Annotated in this window: 19 protein-coding genes and 1 pseudogene; 11 read left to right on the forward strand and 9 right to left on the reverse strand. The window is 69.4% G+C overall.

Annotated elements, in window-relative coordinates; translation table 11 throughout:
- Position 1: 1 nt before the first annotated feature.
- Both ligD and LU699_RS08375 read left to right on the forward strand, forming a co-directional pair.
- The gene (gene ligD, locus LU699_RS08370; protein ID WP_232136485.1) at positions 2-2,617 is read left to right on the forward strand and encodes a DNA ligase D; all 2,616 of its coding nucleotides are present in this window, start codon (positions 2-4) and stop codon (positions 2,615-2,617) included.
- 35 nt (positions 2,618-2,652) lie between these two features.
- Entirely contained in the window at positions 2,653-3,288 is a 636-nt protein-coding gene (locus LU699_RS08375) for a hypothetical protein (RefSeq protein WP_232136487.1), read from the forward strand.
- Positions 3,289-3,294: 6 nt separating this feature from the next.
- Here LU699_RS08375 and LU699_RS08380 read toward each other — a convergent pair whose 3' ends face one another.
- Both LU699_RS08380 and LU699_RS08385 read right to left on the reverse strand, forming a co-directional pair.
- Positions 3,295-4,731, reverse strand: coding sequence for an ABC transporter permease/substrate-binding protein (locus tag LU699_RS08380; RefSeq protein WP_232136838.1), 1,437 nt, complete (start codon positions 4,729-4,731; stop codon positions 3,295-3,297).
- 35 nt (positions 4,732-4,766) lie between these two features.
- Positions 4,767-5,504, reverse strand: coding sequence for an ATP-binding cassette domain-containing protein (locus tag LU699_RS08385; protein WP_232136489.1), 738 nt, complete (start codon positions 5,502-5,504; stop codon positions 4,767-4,769).
- Positions 5,505-5,611: 107 nt separating this feature from the next.
- Between LU699_RS08385 and LU699_RS08390 the strand changes: the two genes are divergently transcribed.
- The 3 genes from LU699_RS08390 to LU699_RS08400 all read left to right on the forward strand — a co-directional run bounded on the left by LU699_RS08390 (position 5,612) and on the right by LU699_RS08400 (position 9,102).
- The gene (locus LU699_RS08390) at positions 5,612-6,217 is read left to right on the forward strand and encodes a hypothetical protein (RefSeq protein WP_232136491.1); all 606 of its coding nucleotides are present in this window, start codon (positions 5,612-5,614) and stop codon (positions 6,215-6,217) included.
- Between the two features lie 48 nt (positions 6,218-6,265).
- Positions 6,266-7,960: a M28 family peptidase gene (locus tag LU699_RS08395; RefSeq protein ID WP_232136493.1), complete on the forward strand. Its 1,695-nt coding sequence runs from the start codon at positions 6,266-6,268 to the stop codon at positions 7,958-7,960.
- A gap of 101 nt (positions 7,961-8,061) precedes the next feature.
- Positions 8,062-9,102 carry a patatin-like phospholipase family protein gene (locus LU699_RS08400; RefSeq protein WP_232136495.1) on the forward strand — a complete coding sequence of 347 codons (1,041 nt, stop codon included), beginning with the start codon at positions 8,062-8,064 and terminating at the stop codon, positions 9,100-9,102.
- Between the two features lie 404 nt (positions 9,103-9,506).
- Here the strand turns inward: LU699_RS08400 and LU699_RS08405 are convergent, their stop codons facing one another.
- From LU699_RS08405 to coaBC, 4 genes and pseudogenes are all read right to left on the reverse strand, one after another.
- A complete protein-coding gene (locus LU699_RS08405; protein WP_232136496.1) occupies positions 9,507-10,382 on the reverse strand; it encodes a DNA ligase in 876 nt (291 codons plus the stop codon).
- Between the two features lie 332 nt (positions 10,383-10,714).
- Positions 10,715-13,051 (reverse strand): phosphomannomutase/phosphoglucomutase, encoded by a 2,337-nt coding sequence (locus tag LU699_RS08410; RefSeq protein ID WP_232136498.1) that lies wholly within the window; start codon positions 13,049-13,051, stop codon positions 10,715-10,717.
- Positions 13,052-13,063: 12 nt separating this feature from the next.
- Positions 13,064-13,537, reverse strand: a complete 474-nt coding sequence (dut, locus tag LU699_RS08415) for a dUTP diphosphatase (RefSeq protein ID WP_232136500.1) — start codon at positions 13,535-13,537, stop codon at positions 13,064-13,066.
- Positions 13,534-14,750, reverse strand: a pseudogene (coaBC, locus tag LU699_RS08420) (bifunctional phosphopantothenoylcysteine decarboxylase/phosphopantothenate--cysteine ligase CoaBC). Before coaBC ends, dut begins: the two are co-directional and overlap by 4 nt.
- Before the next feature lie 173 nt (positions 14,751-14,923).
- Here coaBC and radC point away from each other — a divergent pair.
- The gene (radC, locus tag LU699_RS08425; protein ID WP_232136502.1) at positions 14,924-15,598 is read left to right on the forward strand and encodes a RadC family protein; all 675 of its coding nucleotides are present in this window, start codon (positions 14,924-14,926) and stop codon (positions 15,596-15,598) included.
- A gap of 189 nt (positions 15,599-15,787) precedes the next feature.
- Here the strand turns inward: radC and LU699_RS08430 are convergent, their stop codons facing one another.
- Both LU699_RS08430 and LU699_RS08435 read right to left on the reverse strand, forming a co-directional pair.
- On the reverse strand, positions 15,788-16,759 hold the full coding sequence (locus LU699_RS08430) for a quinone oxidoreductase family protein (protein WP_232136503.1): 972 nt from the start codon (positions 16,757-16,759) through the stop codon (positions 15,788-15,790).
- A gap of 63 nt (positions 16,760-16,822) precedes the next feature.
- Positions 16,823-17,251: an ester cyclase gene (locus LU699_RS08435; RefSeq protein WP_232136505.1), complete on the reverse strand. Its 429-nt coding sequence runs from the start codon at positions 17,249-17,251 to the stop codon at positions 16,823-16,825.
- Between the two features lie 62 nt (positions 17,252-17,313).
- On the opposite strand from LU699_RS08435, the gene LU699_RS08440 reads away from it, so the two are divergent.
- The 4 genes from LU699_RS08440 to LU699_RS08455 all read left to right on the forward strand — a co-directional run bounded on the left by LU699_RS08440 (position 17,314) and on the right by LU699_RS08455 (position 20,275).
- Entirely contained in the window at positions 17,314-17,859 is a 546-nt protein-coding gene (locus LU699_RS08440; protein WP_232580554.1) for a winged helix-turn-helix transcriptional regulator, read from the forward strand.
- Positions 17,860-18,009: 150 nt separating this feature from the next.
- Entirely contained in the window at positions 18,010-18,408 is a 399-nt protein-coding gene (locus LU699_RS08445) for a YchJ family protein (RefSeq protein ID WP_232136508.1), read from the forward strand.
- An 88-nt stretch (positions 18,409-18,496) separates the two neighbouring features.
- Positions 18,497-19,762: a lytic murein transglycosylase gene (locus LU699_RS08450; protein WP_232136509.1), complete on the forward strand. Its 1,266-nt coding sequence runs from the start codon at positions 18,497-18,499 to the stop codon at positions 19,760-19,762.
- A gap of 285 nt (positions 19,763-20,047) precedes the next feature.
- Positions 20,048-20,275, forward strand: coding sequence for a hypothetical protein (locus LU699_RS08455; RefSeq protein WP_232136510.1), 228 nt, complete (start codon positions 20,048-20,050; stop codon positions 20,273-20,275).
- An 87-nt stretch (positions 20,276-20,362) separates the two neighbouring features.
- Here the strand turns inward: LU699_RS08455 and LU699_RS08460 are convergent, their stop codons facing one another.
- A complete protein-coding gene (locus LU699_RS08460; protein WP_232136511.1) occupies positions 20,363-20,803 on the reverse strand; it encodes an I78 family peptidase inhibitor in 441 nt (146 codons plus the stop codon).
- 102 nt (positions 20,804-20,905) lie between these two features.
- Here LU699_RS08460 and LU699_RS08465 point away from each other — a divergent pair, with 102 nt between their 5' ends.
- Positions 20,906-22,621 (forward strand): M28 family metallopeptidase, encoded by a 1,716-nt coding sequence (locus LU699_RS08465; RefSeq protein WP_232136512.1) that lies wholly within the window; start codon positions 20,906-20,908, stop codon positions 22,619-22,621.
- The last annotated feature ends 101 nt before the right edge of the window (positions 22,622-22,722 follow it).

Here is a 22,722-nt window from a genome sequence, read left to right on the forward strand (position 1 = left end):
GATGTCGCTGACCGAGTACCGGCGCAAGCGGAAGTTCGACGCGACCCGCGAACCGGAACCGGGCAAACCCGCGCCACGCGGACGCCGCGCGATCTTCGTCGTGCAGCTGCACCACGCCAGCCGGCGCCATTACGACTTCCGTCTGCAGGTCGGCGATGCGCTCAAGAGCTGGGCGGTGCCGAAAGGACCGAGCTACGACCCGGACGTGAAGCGCATGGCGGTCGAGGTGGAGGACCATCCACTCGACTACGCCGAGTTCGAAGGCGAGATCCCGAAGGGCCAGTACGGCGGCGGTCACGTCGCGCAGTTCGATACCGGCGTGTGGGCTGCCGATGGCGATGCCGAAGCGGGGCTGGCCAAGGGCCATCTGCGTTTCGAACTGTTCGGCCGCAAGCTCAAGGGACGCTGGCACCTCGTGCGCTCGGGCAAGCCGGCGCGCCAGCCGCAATGGCTGCTGTTCAAGGATCGCGACGATTACGCCGGCAAACTGGAAGCCGACGACCTGCTCGCCGATGTGCCCGCGCCGCCGGCCGAGGACGCAAAACGCGCCGGCACCGGCAAGTCGCGCAAACGCAAGCAAACCGAGGTCGACGTGCCGACCCAGCGCGCCCACGACTGGGCGGCTGAGGCGCGCAAGTTGCCCGGTGCGCAGCGCGGGCCGGCGCCGACCGGCGCGTTCGAACCGCAGCTCGCGAAGCTCGGTGACGCCGCGCCCGCTGGCGAGGCGTGGCTGCACGAACTCAAATGGGACGGCTACCGGCTGCTGGCCACCGTCGCGCGCGGTCAGGTGCAGCTCTGGTCGCGCAATGCGCTGGAGTGGACTGGCAAGGTGCCGGAGATCACCGAGGCGGTGTCGCGGCTCGGGCTGAAATCGGCGGCGCTCGATGGCGAACTCATCGCAGGCCGCGGCAGCCGCGAGGATTTCAATCTGCTGCAGGGCACGCTGTCCGGCGAGCGCCAGGGCGCACTGGCGCTGGTGCTGTTCGACCTGCTGCACGTGGACGGCGTCGACATCAGCGAGGTTCCGCTGGTCGCACGCAAGGCGCTGCTGCAGCACATTCTCGGCGACGCGCCGCCTGCGCATCTGGCCTTCAGCACGCACATCGAAGGCAACGCCGACACCGCGATTGAACTCGCGTCGGAATCCGGCTTCGAAGGCATCATTTCCAAGCGCAGCGATCGCGGCTATCGGCCCGGACGCGGCGACGACTGGCGCAAGACCAAGGAACTGGCCAGCGACGAATATGCAGTCGTTGGCTACACGCCGCCCAAGGGCAGCCGCAGCGGCTTTGGCGCGCTGCTGCTCGCGCGGCCCGATGCCGAGCACGGCTGGCGTTACGCCGGACGCGTGGGCTCGGGCTTCAGCGATGCCCTGCTCGACGAACTCACCCCGCGCATCGGCCGCGCCGGCCGCAGCGAACCCAGCGTGTACGTGACGCCGAACGACACCGATCTGCGCGCGGCGAAATGGTTCGCGCCGCGCTTCGTCGTCGAGGTGTTTTCGCGCGGTACCGGCGGCCACGGCCTGCTGCGCCAGCCGTCATTGAAGGCGGTGCGGCCCGACAAGTCGGTGGACGATCTGCACGACAGCGATCGCGACGGAGCGAACGACATGGCCAAGACAAGCGAACGATCGGCGAGCACCGCGGCGCCGGCGAAGCAGAAGACTGCCAAGCGGGCCACAAAGGCCGTTTCGAAGGCCGCTGCAAAATCACCCGCAAAGAAGCGCACGCAACGCGATACCGACAGCGAACGCGTACCGCCGACCCTGTCGAGCCCGGACAAGGTGCTGTTCCCCAGCGACGCCCTGACCAAGCGCGATGTCGCCGACTACTACGCCGCGGCGATGCCGTGGCTGCTGCCGGAGATCGCCGGGCGTCCGCTGTCGGTGATCCGCTGTCCCGGCGGCATCGACGGTCCCTGCTTCTTCCAGAAGCACCACACCGCCGGCATGAGCCTGGTCGAAACGGTGCGGCTCAAGGACGAGGCCGGCGCCAGCGACTATCTGATCGCCAACGACGCCGCCGCGGTCATGGAGCTGGTGCAGTTCAACGCGCTGGAATTCCATCCCTGGGGCGCGCATGCCGACGCGCCGGACACCGCCGACCGCATCGTGTTCGACCTCGATCCGGGCGACGGCGTGAGCTGGGCCGAGATCGTCGCCGCTGCGCGGCAAGTGCGCGGGCTGCTGCAGCAGCTCAAGCTCGAATCCTTCGTCCGCACCACCGGCGGCAAGGGTCTGCACGTGGTGGTGCCGCTGGACCCGGGCAGCGACTGGGACGTGGTCAAGCCCTTCGCGCATGCGTTCGCGCAGGGCATGACCGAACTCGATCCGCTCAAGTACGTGGCGACCGCGACCAAGAAGTTCCGCAAGCAGAAGATCTTCGTCGACTACCTGCGCAATGGCCGCGGTGCGACCGCGGTCGCATCGTTCTCGCTGCGCGCACGCGCCGGCGCACCGGTGTCGATGCCGTTGCGCTGGGAGGATCTCGGCAAGCTCAAATCCGGCGACGCCTGGACGCTGCGCAACGCACCGGCCCGGCTCAAGCGGCTCAAGGCGCATCCGTGGGGCGATTTCATGGCGCTGCGGCAGTCGCTCGACGGCATCGTCGACTGAGGCGCACGGGCGGTCCGGTAGCATGCGGCGCGTCCATGACCGCTTCCACGCCGAACGACACCATGCGCATCCCGCACGATCCCTACACGCCGCCGGCGACCGAAGTCCGCGACACGCCATCCGCGCCAATGCGCGACGCGCCGTTCTACGTGGTCTCGTCGACGAAGTTCGTCGTGCTCTACGTCGCCACGCTCGGCCTCTACCAGCTGTTCTGGTTCTGGACGCACTGGTCGCGCTGGCGCATGGGCCGCAACGAGACGATCTGGCCGGTGCCGCGCGCGCTGTTCGGCCTGTTCTATGCCCACGCACTGGCGCGCCGCATCGACCGCATGCTGGACGAGCGCGGCGTCACCCGGCGCTGGTGGCCGATGACGCTGGCCACCGTATTCGTCGTCATGGAAGTGCTCAACTACGGCAGCGCGATCGCGTGGCCGTGGCTCGTGTTCCACCTGTCGAACGCGTGGCTGTGGCTCGAGTGGCTCGGCGTGATCGTGATTCCGGTCAACTGCGTGTGTCTGCTGCGCGTGCAGCTGGCGGCGAACGCCGCGTGCGGCGATCCGGATGCGCGCAGCAATCGCCGCTTCACGATCTACAACGTCGCCTGGATCCTGCTCGGCATCAGCGCGACCGCATGGACCGTCTACGACGGCCTGCGTACCGGCACACTCTGATCCGCTTCAGCGCCGCGCAGCCAATCGCAATCCGCGCGGCGTGAGCACGCGCTCGGCGATCTCGAACACGCCCTGCACCGCCAGCGCGAGCAGCGCCGCCGGCACGGCGCCTTCGAGGATCAGGCCGATGTCGTCGAGGCGGATGCCGGTCAGGATCGGCTGGCCGTAACCGCCCGCGCCGATCAGTGCGCCGAGCGTCGCGGTGCCGACATTGATCACCGCCGCGGTCTTGATGCCGGCGAGGATCGTGCGCAAGGCGAGCGGCAGCTCGACGCGCCATAAACGCGTACCGGCCGGCAGGCCGATCGCCGCGGCGGTCTCGCGCAACTCGAGGGGAATGCCGGTCAGTCCCGCATGCGTGTTGCGCACGATCGGCAGCAGGCTGTAGAGAAATAGCGCGGCGATTGCCGGGCCGGCGCCGATGCCGAACAGCGGAATCATGAAGACGAACACCGCCAGCGACGGCAGCGTCTGCAGCACACCGGTCAGCGCGAGCACGGCCTGTCCGAGACGCGGTCGACGCGCGGCGAGAATGCCCAGCGGCAAGGCGACCAGCAGCGCGGCGCCGAGCGAGATGCCGACCAGCGCGAGATGCTCGCGCGTGCGCTGCCAGATGCGGGCGACGCGGCCGTCGCTCTCGGGCGCTTCCAGCCCCAGCCAGTCGGCCGCGACGGCAGCTTCCACTTCGCGGTCGAGCTTCACGCGTGCGTTGAGCCGCTGCATCGTTGCCGCATCGATGCGCCCTTCCAGTCTATGCAGTGCGTCGCGCAACGCCGGCGCGCGTTGCGCCAGATCGCTGCGGTAGAGATAGACCGCCGCGTAGGACGGGAAGTACTGGCGGTCGTCGCGCAACACGACGAGGTCGTGATACGGAATCTCGGCGTCGGTGCGGTAGAGATCGGTCGCGTCGATCGCGCCGTTGGCGAGTGCGCGATAGGCCAGGTCGTGATCGAGACCATCGGGCGACTGCGGCAGCGCATACGCGTCGCGCAGACCGGGCCAGCCGTCGGCCCGCGACATAAACTCGTTGCTCAGCCCGAGCCGCAGCTTGGGATGCGCGCGCAGGTCCGACAGCGTGCGGATGCCGAGTCCGGCCGCGTGCGCGCGGCGCATGCCCAGCGCGTAGCTGTTGTCGAAGCCGAGCGGTGCGGTCATCGCCAGGCCTTCGCGCGCGAGCGCCGTCTGCATTGCCGCGACATCGGCGCCCGGCATCTGCAGCAGTTCGTCGGCGAGCGTGCCGGTGTACTCGGCGTAGGCGTCGATGCTGCCGTCCTGCAGCGCGCGCCACAGGATGCGGGTGCCACCGAGCTGGCGCTGATGCCGCACATCCGCGCCGGCCTCGCGACCGGCCTGGGTCGCGATCTCGCCGAGCAGTACGCCTTCGGTGAAGTTCTTCGAACCGACGACGACCGGCGCGGCGAACACACCGCCACACACGAACATCAGCAACGCCGCGACGGAGTACCGCACGCCCGACCTCACGCGGCGTCCTCGACGCTGCGCTGCGCGGTCATGAAGGCGCGCACGAACGGTTCGGCCGGTGCATCGAGCAACGTCCGCGGCGCGCCCTGCTGGACGATGCGTCCGTCGCGCAGCAGCACGATGGTGTCGGCGAACCACGCGGCCTCGGCGACATCGTGGGTCACCAGCACCACGGTCTTGCCGAGGCGCTCGAACAGCGCGCGCATCTCGGCCTGCAGGTCGAACCGGACGATGGGATCGAGCGCGCCCAGTGGCTCGTCGAGCAACAGCACGTCGGGGTCGAGCATCAAGGCGCGGATCAGGCCCACGCGCTGCCGCTGACCGCCCGACAGTTCCGCCGGATAGCGTCGCAAGGCATCGTCCGGCAGACGGCACAGGGCGGCGAGTTCGCTCGCACGCGTGGTGATGCGCGCCGACGACCAGCCCAGGGTGCGTGGCAGCAGACCGACGTTGCCGATCGCATCGAGATGCGGAAACAGCCCGCCTTCCTGGATCACGTAGCCGATGCGCCGCCGGTGCGCAAGCAGCGCGTCGCGACGCAGCGCCATGCCCTCGAACCGCACTTCGCCGGCATCCGGCCACTCGAGGCCGATCAGCAGGCGCAGCAGCGTCGACTTGCCGGCCCCACTCGGGCCGATCAGCGCCGTCGTTTCGCCCGGCGCAATGCGCAGATCGATGCCGTCGAGACCGACGGTCGCGCCGAAGCGGCGGTGCACCTGGTGGAGTTCGAACATGGGCCGACAGTAGCGCAGCCGGTGGCGGCGACGTGTCGCGATCGGACGACTGTTCGTGGCTTCCGCCCGGACATACGATGCAGGCTTCTCATTGCAAGGACGCAACGATGCAGGACACCCGCCCGGAACCCAATCTCTACGCGCCGCCCGCCAGCGAGATACGCGCCGAATCACCGGCAGGCGCGCTGCAGGCGCACACGTTCTACGTCGTGTCCATCCCGAAGTTCTGCGTGCTCTACGTCGCCACATTCGGGGGCTACGGGCTGTACTGGTTCTACATGCACTGGCAGCGCTATCGGCACACCTCTGGCCGCAGCGAAACAATCTGGCCGGTACCTCGCGCAGTGTTCTCGATCTTCTTCACCCACGCACTGACCGAGCGTGTCGCGCGCGTCCTCGGCCCCGGTCGCCGGGATATCCACTGGTCACCGCGCAGCCTGGCGACAAGCTACGTGGTGCTGGCGATCGCCGGCAACATCCTCGATCGGCTGGCCGGCGGCGGGATCGGCTCACCGACGACCGACCTCATGTCGATCGTGGTGCTCGCGCCGGCCGCATGGGTGCTGGGGGAAATCCAGTCTGCTGCCAATCACGCCTGCAACGATCCGGCCGGCAGTGGCAATGCGCATTTCACGTGGGCGAACTGGATCTGGATCGCGCTGGGGGCCGCACTCTGGGCGCTGGTGATCATGGGCCTTTTCATGCCCGAATGAGGTACCGCGCTGGCGTGCTACCGTCGCCCTCCCGCACCGGAGCCGCCCATGTCCCGTCCCGTTCTGACCGTCGCCTGCGCGGTGTTGCTGGTCGCCTGCGGAGGTCGCGACAGCGACGCGGCGGTGCAGGCGCAGACCGCGCCGGGTGCGCCGATGCCGCCGGCCGCCGTGGTCGCCAACGAGACGCCCGCCGGACAACGGATCGAGGCCGACGTGCGTGTGCTGGCCGACGATGCGATGGCCGGGCGCGAGACCGGAACCCTAGGTTTCGACAGCGCCGCCGAGCACGTCGCGCGTCGCTTCGCCGAGAGTGGTCTGCAGCCGGCCGGTGACGACGGTGGCTGGTTCCAGCGCGTGCCGCTGGTGCGCGCGGTTGCGGACCCGGCCGCAGCGACGCTCTCGGTGTCGCGCAACGGCCGCACGATCGCACTGCGGCCGAACGACCAGTTCCTGCCGATGCCGGATTTCAACGCGGCCGAGGGCGACGTCGCCGCGCCGGCGGTGTTCGTCGGCCAGGCGATCCACGCGCCGGAACTCGGCCACGACGACTTTGCCGGTGTCGAGCTGCAGGGCCGCATCGCCATCGTGTTCGGCGGCGCGCCGCGTGGCTTCGAGCCGAATCCGCAGGCGCACTACGCCAGCCTGCACACCAAGATCGAAGCGGTGGTCGCGCGCGGCGCGGTCGGTCTGGTGCTGGTCAATACCGTCGACGATGAAGCCGGCCTGCCGTGGACGCGCAGCGTCGCGCAGGCGGGACGTCCGGCGATGCGCCTGCGTGATGCCGACGATCGCCCGGTCGATGCGCCGGCGCAGTTGCGCGCGAGCATGCGCGTGGCCGCGACCGCCGCCGATCTGGTCTTCGCCGACGGCCCGCGTACGGCCGCGCAACTGTTCGAGGCTGCGCGTGCCGGCACGCTCGAACCCTTCGCGCTGCCGGGCACGCTGACGCTGCGCACGCGCACCCGTATCGACACGCTCGAATCGCGCAACGTGCTCGGCGTGCTGCCGGGCCGCGACACCACGCGCGCCGGCGAGTCGATCGTGCACACCGCGCATCTCGACCACATCGGCACCGGCACGCCGGTCGATGGCGACGCGATCTACAACGGTGCGCTCGACAACGCGCTGGGCGTCGCGATCCTGATCGAGGCCGCGCGCACGCTGGCCGAGGACGATACCGCGCCGGCGCGCAGCACGCTGTTCGCTGCGCTCACCGCGGAGGAGCAGGGCCTGCTCGGCGCCGAATGGCTGGCGCGACATCCGCCGGTGTCGGCCGGCAAACTCGTCGCCAATCTCAATATCGACATGCCGATCCTGACCGCGCCGACGCGCGACATCGTCGCGATCGGCAGCGAGCATTCCACGCTGTCGGCCGCGGTGACACAGGCCGCTAGCGAAGTGGGGGTCGAGGTCTCGCCCGATCCGTTCCCGGAAGAAGTCGCGTTCGTGCGCAGCGACCAGTACGCCTTCGTGCGCGCCGGGATTCCCGCGCTGTATCTCGATGCCGGCGTCGCGCCCGCCAACGACAATCAGAAGCCCAAGATCGCGGCGACCTGGTTCCTGCGCAACTGCTACCACCAGCCCTGTGACCAGGTGGATCTGCCGATCCAATACGGCGACGCCGCGCGCATGGCGCAGGTCGTGGTCGCGCTGACGCGCATCGTTGGCGATGCCGAAGCCCCGCCGCGCTGGAACGACGGCGACTTCTTCGGTACGCGTTTCGGCGGTCGTCCCGCGCGTTGATCTGCGGCGAGGCGTGCGCGCGCGAAAGCGCGCGACGCTTCAGCCGCCGACAGGCGAGACGCCGGTATCCTCGGCTGCAATCCAGAACCGGCATCCATCGCATGCGTCTCCGCACCCCGTTCCGCCATGCGCGTACCGCGCTGCTCGTCGCCGGCCTGTGCGTGCTCGCGGCCTGTGGTCGTGACGACGTGCGTCCGACGCCGCCGGTCGCGGTGCAGCCGACGACACCCGCAGCGGTCGCACCGCGCCCGCAACCGGTGCGCATCGGCCTTGCGCTCGGCGGCGGCGCGGCGAAGGGCTTCGCGCACATCGGCGTGATCAAGATGCTCGAGGCCAACGGCATCAAGGCCGATGTCGTGGCGGGCACCAGCGCAGGCAGCGTTGTCGGCGCGCTGTACGCGAGCGGTATGGATCCCTTCCGGATGCAGGAACGCGCCGTCGCGCTCGACGAGTCCAGCATCCGCGACGTGCGTCTGTTCTCCGGCGGTCTGGTGCAGGGCGTCGCGTTGCAGAACTACGTCAACCAGGAAGTCGGCAACCGCACGCTCGACCGCATGCGCATTCCGTTCGCCGCTGTCGCAACGCGCTTGGAAACCGGCGACCGCATCGTGTTTGTGCGCGGCAACACCGGCCAGGCGGTGCGCGCGTCGAGCAGCGTGCCCGGCGTATTCGAGCCGGTAAAGATCGGCGACCGGCATTACGTCGACGGCGGCGTCGTCAGTCCGGTGCCGGTGGACGCGGCCAAGCAGCTCGGCGCCGATCTCGTGATCGCGGTCGACATCTCCAGCAAGGCCAGCGGCACGATGCCCGGCAGCATGCTCGGCATCGTCAACCAGTCGATCGCGATCATGGGCCAGAACCTCGGCCGCCAGGAGCTCGCGCGCGCCGACGTGGTGATCCGTCCGCAGGTCAACGACATCGGTCCGGCGAGTTTCGAGCAGCGCAACGCGGCGATCCTGCAGGGCGAACGCGCCGCGCTGGCGGCGATGCCGCAGATCCGCGCGAAGATCGCCGAACTCGAGCGCGCCCGCGCCGCCGCGCGCACGCCGGTCAAGCCGGTGGAACCGGAACCGGTCGACATCGACTGCGGCGACAGCTGGGTGCGTCGCCTCAATCCGTTCGCGAAGGAACGCGCCTGCTGAGTGGGTGGTGGTTGGGGGGTTGGTAGTTAGTGACAATGTATTTCACGTTTGCGCTCGTTTTTCGCGCGACGAAGTGCGACCGATTGCGCCCTAAGAGCCCCTCTCCCTCCGGGAGAGGGGTTGGGGTGCGGGCTGACGCTCGCGGGGTACCTCGCTGCTGCAATGTTGCCGGCGTTTTGCCGAAGCGTGCCTGGTGACGATTGGTGGAGCTTGGATGCGTCAGGATCGAAGTTGGCGTCGCGGTGGCACAGCGACTTCCTGATCGCGTTGCAGTAATCAAGCAACATCGGAGGCAGGCATTTTCGCGAGGGGCCTACCCTCACCCCACCATTTGCTTCGCAAATGGTCCCCCCTCTCCCAACGGGAAGGGACGTCGGTGTCATCCGCTGCGCGGATGACGCTTTTCAGGGGGGCATGTCGTCGCGGATGCGCAGGAAGCGCGTGAAGCGCGGCAGACCGGTCGACGTCAGTCCGTTGTAGCGATACGTGACCCAGCTGCCGAGGGGCGGTGGATCGGCGCGTTGCGCATCGGTGAAGCCGGTGCCGATACGGAACTGGCGGCCGTCGTGATGTTCGACGACGAGCGCGCCGAGCATGCCGGTGTACTTGCCTTTACCGGGCGCATGCGCGAGCACGCGGGCTTCGGCATCGTCGTGCGGCTTGAGTTTCAGCAACGCGTTGCTGCGGCCGACGCCGTAGCGCGCATCGGCGTGGTGCAGCATCAGGCCTTCGCCGCCGGCTGCGACGACCTGCGCCAGACGTGCATCGAGTGCCGCGCGCGATGCGACGCGGTTCTGTTCGACCATGCGCAGCTGCGGATGTGCGGTCTGCGCGACCAGCGTCCGCATCGCCGCGACACGTTCGGCAAACGGTCCCGGATGTGCGGGCAGATCGAACACCATGAAGCGCACCGCCTCCCACGCCGCGGGATCGGGCCGCGTGCTGCGTGCGATGCCGCTGACGACGTCGAACCGGTTGCGCGCGATCCACAGCTCGCCGTCCATCGGTGTGTCCGGCCAGCCCTGCACGAAGCCCGGCGGCGTCGCGATGCGATGGCCGCCCCGCGTCCACAGCGCACGCCCATCCCAGCGGGCGCGCACGCCATCGAGTTTCTCGCTGACGAAGTAGGCCGGCACGTCGATCGGCGTGGTGCCGAGATCGCGCGCAAGCATCAGCGCCGGCGGCGTCGGGGTGTTGGCCTGCAGCGGCGTCGAGAGCGCGCACAGCAGCAGGAGCAGCAGTGCGACGGATGGACTTCGGGGTGCGTGGCGGAGCGGCATCGGCGGACTCCGGTGGATTCGGGCAGCCAGAGTGCGATGCGCTCGCGAGGCGGCGGGATCGCCTCGGCAAGTAAAACACCGTCGGCGATGCCCGCAGTCCAGCGTGGGATTCCGGGCGTGAGACGCCATCGCTGCGTTCGTAGGATGGGTAGAGCGCAGCGAAACCCATCGTTTGTGTTCGACGGATGTGAAGCGTCGAAGCGCTTTGTAGCGTGATGGATCTGCTCCGCGAGGGGACCGCCCTCACCCCACCATCTGCTTCGCAGATGGTCCCCCCCTCTCCCGGTGGGAGAGGGACGTAGGTGTCTTCCGCCTGCGGCGGACGACGACTTTTAGAAGGGCAACACCAGATCGGGATCAATCGCCAGCAGCTGCGCGCGGAAGGTCTGCTGGATGCGCACGAGCGCGTCGCGGGTGTCGGCGTCGAAGCGCAGCACCAGCACCGGCGTGGTGTTCGATGCGCGCACCAGGCCCCAGCCGTCCGGCCAGTCGGCGCGCACGCCGTCGATCGTCGACAGGCGCGCGCCGTCGAATGCGGATTCGGCCTGCACGCGGGCGACGAAGCTGTGCGGATCGTCGTTGGGCGCGAGCACCTTGATCTCGGGTGTCGAGATGCCGTTGGGCAGTGCCTTGAGCACCGCCGACGGATCGTCGTCGAGCGCGAGGATCTCGAGCAGACGCGCGGCGGCGTAGATGCCGTCGTCGAAGCCGTACCAGCGCTCGGCGAAGAAGAAGTGGCCGCTCATCTCGCCTGCCAGTTCGGCGCCGGTCTCGCGCATCTTGGCCTTGATCAGCGAGTGGCCGGTCTTCCACATCAGCGGGCTGCCGCCGTGGCGCAGTACATGGCCGGGCAGGCGGCCGGTGCACTTCACGTCGAAGACGATCATCGCGCCCGGATTGCGTTCCAGCACATCGGCCGCGAACAGCATCAGCAGGCGGTCGGCGAAGATGTTCTCGCCGTCCTTGGTGACCACGCCGAGGCGGTCGCCGTCGCCATCGAACGCGATGCCCAGATCGGCGTCGAAACGCTGCACCGTGCGCACCAGGTCTTCGAGGTTCTGCGGCTCGCTCGGATCGGGATGGTGGTTCGGGAACGTGCCGTCGATGTCGCAATACAGCGGCACGACTTCGGCGCCGATCGCCTCCAGCACACGCGGACCGAGTTCACCGGCCACACCGTTTCCGGCATCGATGACGATCTTCAGCGGACGCGCGATCTGGATGTCGTCGGCGATGCGCCGCACGTAGTCCTCGCTGATGTCGCGCTCGGACACCGCGCCCGGCTGCGGCGCCGTGTGCAGGCGGTCGTCGGCGACGCGCGTGTGCAGATCGGTGATCGCATCGCCCGACAGCGTTTCGCCGCCGACGACGATCTTGAAGCCGTTGTAGTCCGGCGGGTTGTGGCTGCCGGTCACCGAGATGCAGCAACCGGTGCGCAGGTGATACGCGCCGAAGTAGATCAGCGGCGTCGGCGCCATGCCGATGTCGATGACGTTGCGGCCGGCCTTGCGCAGACCGGCGATCAGACCGGCGACGAGATCCGGACCCGACAGGCGGCCGTCGCGGCCGACGACGATGTCGGCCAGATCCTGTTCGCGCATCAGCGAGCCGACGGCCTGGCCGATCAGTTCGGCGACGCCCGCGTCCAGCGTCGTGCCGACCACGCCGCGGATGTCGTAGGCGCGGAAGATCGACGGATCGAGGATTACCGACGACGGCGCGGCCTTCTTTTTCGGCGCCTCGCTGCGCACTGGCACAGGCGGCGGCGCGATGCCGTCCTCGCCTTCGACACCTTCTGCCGGCGTACGCAACGCTTCGGCGAACGTCGGCGTCGTGTCTTCGACCCTGCTGACCGATGTGGCGCCGCGCGGCAGGCGGAACGCCACCACCGCGAGCAGCAGAAACACACCTGCGCCGGCGAGCAGCGGAATCGCACCGAGGCCGAGCAGCGGCGTGTCGACACGCGGCACGGCGGCGGCGATGCGCAGCGGCGTGCCGGGGATCGGCTGGGCCATGCGCGCCGCGACGTTGGACAGGCCTTCGTCGCCGCGCGAAAGGAGCGTGTGGTTGCCCTGACGGAGCGCGAGATAGGTCGCCCCGTCCAGCGGCGCGGCTTCGAGACCGGCGGTCGCAAGCGCCATCGGCAGCTGTGCGAGGGCGACACCGACCAGGCGCGTGTCGACACGCGCCGGCGCGGCGATCAGCACGCGCGGCGCGCCGTCGATCTGGGCGATCGCGAGCACGGCGCGGTCCTCGACCAGCGCCGCCTCGAGCGCGGACAGACGACCGAAGCCACCGGCGTCCAGGCCCGCGTAAGCATCCTTGAGGTCGGCCGGCACGATGGTCGCGGCTTCGAGCTGCGGCCAGTCGGCGGCGAGTGCGGTGCCGGCTGCGGCGAGGTCGCCCGTCGCCAGCGCGCGCTGCACGGCGGCATCGGCGATGCGCGTGTCGATGCGCTTGAGTTCCGCGCCGAGCGACTGCTGCGTCGCGGCGACCGCGGCGTCACGTCCCTGTTCGGCGGCGGCGGTGCGCTGCTCGCCGCGCAGCTGCTGCCAGCCGTTCCAGGCGAACCACAGCGCCAGCAACACCAGCAGCACGGCCAGCAATGGCGCGGCTTGGCGCAGCTGCGCCAGCACTGCACCCGCCTGTCGCGGTTCCTTCTCGCTCATCTGCATTCCCCGTCAGCGCACGCCGGAATGGCCGAACCCCCCGGCCCCGCGCGTGGTTTCGGCGAAAGTATCCACCACATTCAGGGTCGCCCGCACGACCGGAAGCATGACCAGCTGCGCAATCCGGTCGCCCGGCTCGATCGTGAAGGCGTCTTTGCCGCGATTCCAGATGCTGATCATCAGCGGGCCCTGGTAGTCGGCGTCGATCAGGCCGGTGCCGTTGCCGAGCACGATGCCGTGCTTGTGGCCCAGGCCCGAGCGCGGCAGCACCACGGCGCAGAGGCCGGAATCGCCGATGTGGATCGACAGGCCCGACGGCAGCAGCGATACATCGCCCGGCAGCAACGTCAGCGGTTCGTCGAGCGCGGCGCGCAGGTCGAGACCGGCGCTGCCGTCGGTGGCGTAGGCCGGCAGCGGCCACTGCTGACCGAAGCGCGCGTCGAGCACGCGGACGTCGAGGACATGGTGCGTGGCGGCAGTACTCATCGCGGTTCCTGTGTGAGGCGGGCGGCGACCAGCGCGACCAGACGGTCGGCGATCTCGGCCTTGGAAGCGGGGCCCAGCTGCACGTGGCCCGCGGCGTCGTGCACCAGCAGCGTGTTGTCGTCGCCTTCGAACCCGCTGCCGGCGATGCCGACGCGATTGGCGGCGATCAGATCGACGCGCTTGGCAGCGAGCTTGCCGCGCGCATTGACGTCGACATCGTCGGTTTCGGCGGCGAAACCGACGACCAGCTGCGGACGCGGTTCGGCCACTGCGACGTCGGCGAGGATGTCGCGGGTGCGCACCAGATGCAGATCGAGGCCGTCCTCGCCCGGGCGCTTCTTGATCTTCGACGGTGCGACCTGCGCCGGGGTGAAGTCCGCGACCGCGGCCGCGCCGATGTAGAGATCGGCCGGCAGCGCATCGAACACGGCGGCATGCATCTGCGCGGCCGAGCGCACGTCGATGCGCTGCACGCCTTCGGGCGTCGGCAGGTGCACGGGGCCGGCGACCAGCACCACGTCGGCACCTGCGCGCTGCGCGGCGGCAGCGATCGCGAAGCCCATCTTGCCGCTGCTGCGGTTGCCGAGAAACCGGACCGGATCCAAGTCTTCGAACGTCGGTCCGGCGGTGACCAGCACGCGGCGCCCGGTGAGCAACGTGCTCATACCGGCAGCGCGGCCACGATCGCCTGCGGCTCGGCGAGACGGCCGGGACCGGATTCGCCCTCGGCCAGCGGACCGTCCTCGGGGCCGATCACCTGCACGCCGCGCTCGCGCAGCAGCGCGATGTTCGCCTGCGTCGCCGGGTGCAGCCACATGCGGTGGTTCATCGCCGGGCACACGGTCAGCGGCGCCGTCGTCGCCAGGCACAGCGTGGTCACGAGATTGTCGGCGAAGCCATTCGCGAGCTTGGCGAGCGTGTTCGCCGTCGCCGGTGCCACGACCACTCGCGTTGCCCAGCGCGCGAGTTCGATGTGGCCCATCGCGGCTTCCGCACCCGGATCCCACAGCGTGGTCCGCACGGCGTTGTGCGAGACGGCCTGGAAGGTGGTTGTCGAGACGAAGTGCTGCGCACTCTCGGTCATCGCCACGCGCACCTGCGCGCCGGCGTCGCGCAGACGACGGACCAGGTCCGCGGCCTTGTATGCGGCGATGCCGCCGCACACGCACAGCAGGATGCGCTGCCCGTGCAGCGAGGTCGATGCGGCGCCCATCGTCGGCGTTGTCCTACCGGAAAACCGGCCGACAGCTTACCCGAAGCGATGTCCGCAGCCGCTGCCGGGCCGGGCCCGCACGCGCTGCAATGGAGGCCTCGCCGGTCCGGGCGCGGCGCGCATCCTTCCCCTGGGACGCGACGCCCCGCACCGGCGTTCTGTCTGGAGACCGCATGCACATCCGCGAATGGCCGGCCGGCGAACGGCCGCGCGAGAAACTGCTGGGCCAAGGCGCGGCCGCCTTGTCGGACGCCGAGCTGCTGGCGATCTTCCTCGGCTCGGGCCTGCGCGGGCAGGACGCGGTGGCGACCGCGCGACAACTGCTCGCAGCGCACGGGCCACTGCGCACGCTGATCGAACGCGGCGCGGCCGGCCTCGCCGCGCTGCCCGGCCTCGGTCCCGCACGCGCCTGCGCGCTGACCGCGGCGCTGGAACTCGGCAACCGCGTGCTCGCCGCCGACCTCGCGCGCGGCGAGGCGATGACCGACCCCACTGCCGCCGGCCGCTACTTCTCGCAGCGCCTGCGCGGCTTCGCCCACGAGGTGTTCGCGGTGCTGTTTCTCGACAGCAGACACCGCGCGCTGGCGTTCGAGGAACTGTTCCGCGGCACGATCGACGGCGCCGAAGTGCATCCGCGCGAAGTCGTGCGCCGCGCGCTGGCGCACAACGCGGCGGCTGTGATCGTGGGCCACAACCATCCCAGCGGCAGCCGCGAACCCAGCGCCGCCGATCGCGCAGTCACCGCGCAGCTCAAGCAGGCGCTGTCGCTGGTCGACGTACGGCTGCTCGATCATTTCGTCGTCGGCGATGGCGCAGCGGTATCGCTGGCCGCGCGGGGCTGGGTCTGAGCGGCGGCCGCGCGACGGCATCGAAACACCCGGACCGTCGACCGACCTTTCTCGCAACGCAATGCGGACGTTCTGCTCTGCGTGTGGGCCCACGAACACCGCGAGATGCACGCGCCTTCGACTCGCCGCCGGCGCTGCACATTGCGCAACGCCCGTCCGCAGGCTGACAGCGATCGATCGCTGCGAAGCTTATGAGGGGACCGACAGAATCACTTTTCCAATGCGATGCGCCGCAAGCGCCTGGTGTGCCTGCGCGGCCTGCCCCAGCGGGAACGTGCTCGAAATCCTGACCTCGAACGGTCCTGCAGCAATCAGTGCATTGAGCTGTTCCATCTTGACCCTGCTGGTCGCTGGCGCATCGAGCGTCAGATCGAAGTGTCGGAAGACCAGGCCCGCCCGCGGTTCGGGCTCGGGATCGATGCCCGCGGGATACGCGACGCGGCCGCGCTCGCGGACCGTGCCGATCGCGGCGGACAGGCTCGCACCGCCTACCACCGCGAGCACCGCATCCAGTCCCTTCGGCGCGAAGGCCCGCGACGCGGCTGCAACATCCGTGACTCTGCCGTCGACAGCGACATCCGCCCCGAGTTCGAGGGCCGCGGCGACGCCGTCTTCGCCGGAGGCCACCGCCAGCACGCGCGCCCCCAGACGTTTGGCCAGCTGGACCGCGATATGGCCGACATCGCCGCTGGCGCCGTTGATCAGCACCGCATCGCCAGGCGCGACGTCCAGCTCGATGGCCAGTCCCTGCCATGCAGTGAGCGCGACGATGGGCATCGCGCCGGCCTGATCGAGAGGCAGATCGTCCGGCAGCAGGGACACCGCATCGGCATCGAGCGCGATGTACTCGGCGTAATGCCCGATCCCCAGCGCGTAGACCGCGTCCCCGATGGCGAACCGGTCCACGCCGACACCGATCGCGGCGATCGTGCCCGACCCGTCCCGACCCAGGGTGTACGGAAAATCCGGGGTCTGGCCGGTGAGTTCCGCGAACAGGCCTTCCCGCTCGAGCGGATCCCACGATCCCACGCCTGCGTAGGCCACCTTGACCAGCACCTGGCCCGGCCCGACATCGGGTAGGCGCTGGCGTCCATAGGTCAGCACGTCGGGTCCGCCGAAACGGTCGATCGTCACAGCGTGCATTTCTTTCAATCGTGTCATTGCGTGTGTTCCCTGTCCGGGTATCGGCGCTTCGATAGCGGCGCGGAATCGCTGCGTGGCGTGTCAGCGCGCTTGAAGCTGCTGCTCCAGGTCGCCGGTGGACCAGTAATCGATCCACTCGACGATTTTTCCGTCGACGATCCGGATGACGGACGCGCCCTTGAGCGAGAAGGTGTTGCCGGTTGCCGGATAGCCGGGAAAGTCGCCGGTGTGCGTGCCGCTCATCGTGAAACTGGCTGCGCCGCCGGTCTCGTCGGCGATGATGAAATCCGGGTCCATCGTGAAGTTCGACAGCGACGCCCAGGTATCGCGCCACAGCGTCTTCATTTCTTCATGGCCGTTTGGAAACGCCTGAAGCGGAATGTCCTGGAACACCGAATCCGGTGCATGGAGTGCAGCCAGTGCATCGGCCTCGTGCGCGTTCTGAAGTGCGAACGCCTGCTGGATCAATGCCCGATGGCTGTTGGCGGTTGCGTTACCTGGTTGGGACATCGTTGGTTCTCCTGAATATCTGCACGCCCGGCCCGGGGAAAGCCGGGGCGTGGGGCGCGTGGATGAATCGCGGTTTCGCACTGGCCGCGCTGTGCAGCCCTGTCTCGAAAAACGCGTTGCCTGGCGCACGCGGGATAGCCCCGAATCGTCTTCCTGTCTGGGAATTCGCCCGGGTCCCGTGCGGCGTCCTCTGTATATTGGGAACGCAGCTCCATCGACAAGCAGGCACTTTCTTGGAACAAGGGCACCTTTCGGAAACCAACGACCTCCGGTGTATCTCGGAGGCACTGTCTCGGGTGGGAGACAAGTGGTCGATCGTGGTCGTGATGGAACTGGCCGCGGCGCCGAAACGATTCAGCGAGGTGCGCCGCGCGCTGGATGGCATCTCGCAGAAGATGCTGACGGCCACATTGCGCGGACTGGAACGCGATGGATTCGTCACGCGCACCGTCTATCCAACCAAGCCGCCCAGCGTCGAATACGCGCTCACGGCGCTCGGCCAGGAGATGGTGGTGCCGGTCAGGGCGCTGGGCACCTGGCTGGTCGCGAATGTCGAGCGTGTCGAAACCGCCCGCCGTCTGTTCGACTCCGATCGCCAGTCAGGCTGACGAGGGGCGGGCCGAGACAGACGTCGGGACCGTTGTTGCGGATCACAGGTACCTGCTACCGCCTGGCCGTAGCGCTGTCTCGCTCTGCGCAGTGCGGCGCACACCGAGACATGCATTGGCCGCTCGGCGCTTCGGCATCACACTGGCGCGATGCCGACATTCAACACCGATCCCACTGCGCCCTGCCCCTGCGGCCGCCCGCGCACCTACGCCGACTGCTGCAAGCCGCTGCACGACGGCGCTGCAGCGCCTGACACCGAGGCGCTGATGCGCTCGCGCTACGTCGTCTATGTGCAGCGCGATGCGGACTATCTGCGCGCGAGCTGGCACGCCTCTACGCGTCCGGATGATCTCGGCTTCGACGATCCGCAACCGGTCTGGCTCGGCCTCGACGTCAAGGCGCACGACGTGATCGACGCCGACCACGCCGAAGTGGCGTTCGTCGCGAAGTACCGCATCGGCGGCGGCAGCGTGGTGCGCATGCGCGAGCGCAGCCGCTTCGTGCGCGAGGACGGACGCTGGTTCTATGTCGATGGCGACGTCGGCTGAGCGCACCGTGAAACCGACGCCGGCGCGGGGATGCGCGGGCCACACCGGCTCGTGCACAGTGGTCGCCCCGCACGCGCAGGTCGCCCGCATGTCCCGTCTTCCGACGCATCGCTCCTCAAGTCCTGCGCGCCTTGCGCTGTCCAGCCTGTTGCTGTGCGCGGGCGGTGCTGCCGCGCAGGTGCCCGCGACCCCGGCGCCAGCCGCTGCGCCGACCTATGACGCCGCCGCGTTCGCGCGCTGCATCAGCGGCATCCGCGGCGACGCGGCCAAGGCGGGCATTCCGCAGGCGGCGTTCGATGCGCTCGCCGACGTGACGCCGGACATGACGGTGCTGCCGCTGCTCGACTCGCAACCCGAATTCACCACGCCGCTGTGGGATTACCTCGCCGGTCTCGTCGATGACGAACGCGTGGCCGATGGACGCGCGCGTCTGGTCGAGCATCGTGCGCTGCTCGATCGCGTGGCCGCGCAATACGGCGTCGACGCTGAGACCGTGGTCGCGATCTGGGGCGTAGAGAGCGACTACGGCCGCATCTCCGGCAAGCGGCCGCTGCGCGTGTCGCTGGCGACGCTGGCTTGCAACGGACGCCGCCAGCCGTTCTTCCGCAGCGAGTTCGTCGCCCTGCTCAAGCTGATGCACGACGGCGATCTGCAGAACCGTGACACCACCGGTTCCTGGGCCGGCGCGTTCGGGCACACGCAGTTCATGCCGAGCACCTACGCGCGCATCGCGGTCGATTTCGACGGCGACGGCCGCCGCGATCTGGTCGACAGCATTCCCGATGCGCTCGCGTCGACGGCGAACTACCTCAAGCGTTCGCGCGCCGGCTGGAAGACCGGGCAGCCCTGGGGTTACGAGATCAAGCTGCCGGCCGGGTTCGACACCGCGCAGGCCGGCCGCACGAGCCGCCGGACCGTCGCCGACTGGACCTCACGCGGCATCGCCCGCGTCGACGGCGGTGCGTTGCCGGCCGGCAGTACGCAGGCGGCGATTCTCGTGCCGACCGGCGCCGCGGGCCCGGCCTTCATCGTCTTCAGCAACTACGACGCGATCTTTTCCTACAACGCCGCCGAGAGCTACGCGCTGGCGATCGCGACACTCGCCGACCGGCTGCGTGGCGGCAGCGGCCTGCAGACGCCGTGGCCGACCGACGATCCGGGCCTGTCGCGCGCGCAGCGTCGTGAACTGCAGACGCAGCTGCTCGCGCGCGGCCATGCGATCGGCGAGGTCGACGGCATGATCGGCACCGCGACGCGACGCGCGATCCAGACCGAGCAGCGGCGCATCGGCCTGACTCCCGACGACGGCCGCGCCGGCGTGCGGATTCTGGATGCGCTGAAAGCGGGCCGCTGATTCCGCGCCACCGGCACTGAGACTTCGTAGGATGGGTAGAGCGCAGCGAAACCCATCATTGCCATGCGGGCGCCCCGATCGCGACGATCAAAATCGCAAGATCGAGCGCGCAGCGGATCGACCGTGACCCGCTCGAACCAGGTGCGATGGGTTTCGCTGCCCTCGACCCATCCTACGTTCGACCTCGAACCGCGATGGCGGCGAGGTCAGGCCGCCGATGCGCCGTGTTTGCGGGGCTTCGCGCGATCTGCGATCGTCGAAACTCCATCGCCATCGAGACACCACATGCGCATTCCGGTCATCGCCAGCGCGGTCCTGCTGCTCGCGGGCTGCGGCTCCTACGAGTACCGCGACAACAGCGCCGCGGTCGACGGCAATCCCTTGTGCATGAGCCGGCCGAGCCAGCCGGGCGAACCGGTGTCGCGCGATTGCGAGCGCGATGCCAGCGGTCGCTGGAGCAGCGAGCGTGACGGCCAGCCGGTGGACTTCAAGCGCACGCGCGACGATCGCTGATCGACTTCTTCTGCGGGTACGCGGCCCGCAACGCAGAACGCCCGGCACGAAGCCGGGCGTTCTGGCATTCGCAGCGGACGAACCGAATCAGCCGCAGCGGAAGCCGGTGATCTTGCCGCTCGCGTCGAGATCGATGTTCAGCCGGTCGGGGCGGAAATCCATCGTCGCCATGTCGGTCGGGCCCAGCGCGCGGTGCGACTTGGCGCCGGAATCCTGCACGGCCTTGGCGTAGACCGTTTCGCTGCCTTGGGTGCCGATCAGGCTCTGCAGCGCTTCGGTATCGCACGGCGTTTCGCCCGGCACTTCGGTCGGCGGCGCCGCGGCTTCGGGCGTATCGCCGATCTCGGCCTGCGCGGTTTCGGTTTCGATCGCGCTGCCGGCGCCGGTGTCGGCATCGGCCGCGGTCGCGGCGGGCTGTTCTTCTTCGAAGCCTTCTTCAGGCGCGGGCGTGCAGGCCGACAGAGCCAGCAGCGGGACGAGGGCGGCGGCCAGCAGAACCGGCGGCGCAACGCGGAAACGACGGATCATCGAGTGCTCCTGGAGGGGGGAACCGGCGGCCACTGTAGCCAATCGGCGGCGCCCTCGGCCACTTGCGGCATCATGGCCGGCACCTCGTTCACGGATTTTCCGATGTCCCGACCGCGTTGTCTGACCGCCCTCGTCTGCGCGCTGCTGCTCGCCGCCTGCACACCGTCGACGCCCGCCACGCCCGATGCGGACGCGTCCAGCGCCGCGCCTGCGGCCGCCGACATTCCCGGCGGCGGCATCCAGTCCGACAACCTCGCCCGGCATCTGTCGGTGCTGGCGTCCGACAAGTTCGAAGGCCGCGCGCCGACCACCGAAGGCGAGCGCCTGACGGTCGACTACATCAGCACGCAGTTCGCGGAAGCGGGCTTGGAACCCGGCGGCGATGATGGCGGCTGGACCCAAGCCGTCACGCTGGAACGCAGCGTCATCGACGGTCCGGTGACGGCGCAGCTGCACGTCGGCGGCGCCACGCGCGCGCTGGCCAATGGCGACGACATCGCGGTCGAAACCCTCCGCCCGGGCACCGGCGTCGACCTGTCGGCCACGCCGCTGGTGTTCGCCGGCTATGGCATCACCGCGCCGGAGCTCGACTGGGACGATTACGCCGGGCTCGATGTCGCCGGCAAGGTCGTCGTGGTGCTGATCAACGATCCGGATTTCGAGGCCGCCGAGCCCGGCCGCTTCGGCGGACGCGCGCTGACCTGGTACGGCCGCTGGACCTACAAGTACGAGGAAGCCGCGAAGCGCGGCGCGGCCGGCGTGCTGATCGTGCACGAGACCGAGCCGGCCTCGTATCCATGGGCGACGGTGCGCAACGGCCGCGCAGGCCCGCAGTACGACATCGTTCGCGCCGACGCCGAAGCGCATCACCTGCCGATGCGCGGCTGGATCCAGCGCGGCGTGGCCGAGCAGCTGTTCAAAGACGCCGGGCTCGACTTCGACGCCGAGAAACGCCGCGCGCAGCAGCACGGTTTCAAGGGCGGCGCGTTGGGCGATGCCACGCTCGATCTCGCGTTCGCGGTCAAGCGCGACCGCGTGATCAGCCACAACGTCGTCGGCGTGCTGCCGGGCGCGTCGCGACCCGACGAGACCGTGATCCTGTCCGGCCACTGGGACAGCTTCGGCGTGGGCGAACCCGACGACAGCGGCGACGCGATCATCAACGGCGCGGTCGACAACGCCACCGCGATCGCCTCGATGATCGAACTCGCCCGCGTCTTCGCCGCCGGCCCGCGCCCGGCGCGCACGCTGCAGTTCATCGCGCTGACGGCGGAAGAGAACGGCCTGCTCGGCGCGACCTATTACGCCGCCAATCCGCTGCGTCCGCTGGAGACCACGGCGGCGGTGCTCAACATGGAAATGTGGAGCCCGGACGGGGAGACGCACGACATCTCGTCCTGGGGCAAAGGCCGCGTGTCGCTGGAACGCGATCTCGCCACGGCCGCCGCGGTCGATGGCCGTGGCTGGTCGCCGGATCCGAATCTCGAGGCCGGCCTGTTCTACCGCGCCGACCATTTCGCGTTCGCCCAGGCCGGCGTGCCGGCGATCACGATCGGTCCCGGCATGGACCAGCTCGACGGCGGCGTCGCTGGCGGCAAGGCCGCACGCGCCGATTATTTCGCCCACCGCTACCACCAGCCGGGCGACGCCTTCGACGACAGCTGGGACATGGCCGGCCCGACCGCCGACACGCGCACGGTCTACCGCCTGGCCGAAGCGCTGGCGAACGGCGAGACGTGGCCGGCCTGGGATACGGACAGCGAGTTCAGCGCGCGGCGCGTGACGAGTGATGCGGCGCGGGCAGAGCCGGCGCGTTGATACGCGGCTCTGGGCTGCCCCTTCTCGCAAAGCGCGTTGCTGACAGGCGCAGGTCCCCACACTTCTCCCTCCGGGAGAGAGCCTGCCCCGGACTTGATCCG

This window comes from Luteimonas fraxinea (assembly GCF_021233355.1).
Classification (GTDB): Bacteria; Pseudomonadota; Gammaproteobacteria; order Xanthomonadales; family Xanthomonadaceae; genus Luteimonas; species Luteimonas fraxinea.